1 protein-coding gene is annotated in these 2,901 nt (G+C 29.4%); it reads right to left on the bottom strand.

Annotated elements, in window-relative coordinates; genetic code table 11:
- Window positions 1–550: 550 nt before the first annotated feature.
- The coding region (locus VKJ25_RS05750; protein WP_324235668.1) for a helicase-related protein at window positions 551–2,901 on the bottom strand (2,351 nt) is incomplete at its 5' end.

Below are 2,901 nucleotides of genomic sequence, written 5' to 3'. Positions count from 1 at the left end.
TACCAATGGGTAAAGTATTTGAGGAGGAATAAGGAGAATTTTCAGAGTGGCAAAGTATTCCCAGATTTTGCCGAGATTTTTAAGTTCATATTTTCTCATTTCTACAAAGAATTAAGTTGAGAATATTCAATTCATTAGAAGTTAAAAGATAGCGCTCGCTATAATTTTTTTCTCAACAGAAGGGAAAACTTAATGGGGAACATAGAAGAAAAAGAAAGTAGGGAATTTAAAAATTATACTTCCTCATTTCTACAAAGAATTAAGTTGAGAATATTTAGTTTATTGGAAGTTAAAAGATAGCGCTCGCTATAATTTTTTTCTCAACAGAAGGGAAAACTTAATGGGGAATTTCAAAAGTAGGGATGTTTTATGGAACTTCCCTACTTTGATATATCTAATAAATTATACTTCCTCATTTCTACAAAGAATTAAGTTGAGAATATTTAGTTTATTGGAAGTTAAAAGATAGCGCTCGCTATAAATTTTTTCTCAACAGAAGGGAAAACTTAATGGGGAACATAGAAGAAAAAGAAAGTAGGGAATTTCCAAATTATACTTCCTCATTTCTACAAAGAATTAAATTGAGAATATTTAATTCATTAGAAGTTAAAAGATAGCGATCGCTATAAATTTTTTCTCGCATTTCTCCTAAACTATAAGAGCGAAAAACAACAAACGGAAATTCTCGATATTGTCTACCAATGGGTAGGGTATTATAAGCGGGATAAAGGTAATGAACATATTTAGATAATAGGGTTCTAAATTCTGTTTCTTCTTCTTCTTCAGGTTCCCCCCCCTTCCAAAGGGGGGTTAGGGGGGATTCAAAATATTCATTCATTAATTCTCTACTCATAAATACAAACAATGGTAGAGCATAATATTGGTCTAAGTTTTGACTATTTTGTTCAAACCATTGAGTTCTATTAATATCGCCACTAAGCAATTTAACAAATTCTAAAACACTACCTTTCATTGCGGAGATAATATTAGGTGGATAATCTTTATTCCAGCTAATTTTCTTCATTTTATCAATTAAATCTTGATTAGCAAATTGTCTAATTTGTGATTCTAATTTCATTAGGTAAGTTTCTTCTAATTTGTGTTTGGAAATAGGAACTACTAATAAGTTTCCGGTGAGATAACCTGTTTCGATATTGCCAAAATTTAGTAATTTATCGAGTCGCTGACAATAGTTGGAAAATTGTTGGTTAAAAGATTCCATAAGTGAAAGATAAGAACGATATAGAGAATCAGATTGTTCGGATCTATTCTCATCTTTAAGTAAGACAAAATCTGCACTACTAAAAATATTTGTCAAACTTGTATAAACATCTTTAAGAGTTTGTTTTTTAGGGTGGCGACGATGTTCATTTTTTAACTCTCTAATCAGATTTGTTATTTGACTACTAAATGTATTTCCAGCAGCAGAAACAGATTTTCCACCAATAGGAATCATCATAAATTTTTTCATTCCTAAATTACCTGCACCAGTTATTCTTGTCATTATTGACAATTTGAGAATTAATAAAATATCCCATATATTTAACAAACTTTCTGCTAAGGATAATTTTTTTTCTTCAGCATATTCTTCTGGAGATGTATTTTCTTCTTGAGGGTAATAAATAGAGCGATCTCTCAAATAAAAGGTTATCTTTTTTGCTTGATTATCTAAACTTTTTTCTGTATTATTTTCCCAATAATTTCCCCTCGCTCTATAGATAACTTGTATGATTTCCATTAAATTTCTTTCTATTTGAAATTTAGGAATTTCTACTAAGATAATTTTGGCTTTAGGAAAGGATAAACCGCGACTTGCTGAAGATGTCATAAATACAATTTTGACGTCTTGTTTAGATTCTTCTATTTTGTTCTTTTTTTCACCGGATAAATTAGCATGTATTTCTAGATAGTCTTTATATTGTTCAAATTTTCGAGACTTACTAATTTTTTCTATTAATTCTTGTAGTTTTCTTTTGTCTTGAATATAAACTAAGATTTGACTAGATTCGGGATTATCTAAATAGGAGTTTATATCGGATAAAATATTGGTTTGAACTGTTTTGATTAACTCTTTATTATCATCTTTAAATCTAGCTTCATTAAATTTATAAGATTGGAGGAAAATTTTATAAGTTATATCTAAACTACTAGCAGGATAAGAATTAGCATTAATAGAAATTGCTGGTTGTTTATTAAATTCAAAAGTATCTACTGAAAGGGGTTTTGCTTTATCTTTAGCTAACCGAAAATAAATTTTATCTGGTTCGGGAGAAGTCTGAAATAAGTGTTGTTTAATAACTTCTTTTTCGACAATAGAAGCATCAGCAACAATGACTTTTGTATTAAATCCAAATTCAGGATTAGTTAGCTCATAATCTTTCAAAAACTTTTTAATTCCATCCAAAAAATTTACTCCACTATCATCTCCAGTTACCTCATCTATCATTATAAATATATGCTTTATTTTCTGAGAAATTTCTTTCATTTTTTCAGGCATCACACCTGTATCTCGGTTATAAGCATCTTTAAATATTTTCTGGAGATGGTTCATAGTATCTCCACCATTTGGTGTTTTTCTTAAAGATTGAATCGAGACTGTAGCCACAATATTATTAGAGATATTTTGATTAATAGTAGTATGTATTCCTTGGCAGATGCTATCAAGAACTCCTGTATTTGTTTCCCCAATATCTCTAATACTATCCTCGGTTTCTCTATAAAATCGTGAATTTCTAGAAGTAGGTTTTTTTTGAGACTTGGAAACTAAACCCATAGGGATAAAATTGACAGTATTTTTAGTGAAATTATCTTGATGAATATTAGAACGATAACTAACCGTAGGTTTGCCATGATTTTCTTTAATAAGAATAGAATTTGTAGTAAGACCAAATATTTTATCGC

The organism is Okeania sp. (assembly GCF_035285525.1).
Taxonomy (GTDB): Bacteria; Cyanobacteriota; Cyanobacteriia; order Cyanobacteriales; family Microcoleaceae; genus Trichodesmium.
Note: the sequence above shows the minus strand (reverse complement) of the source record. Positions and strands in the feature narration are given on the sequence as shown.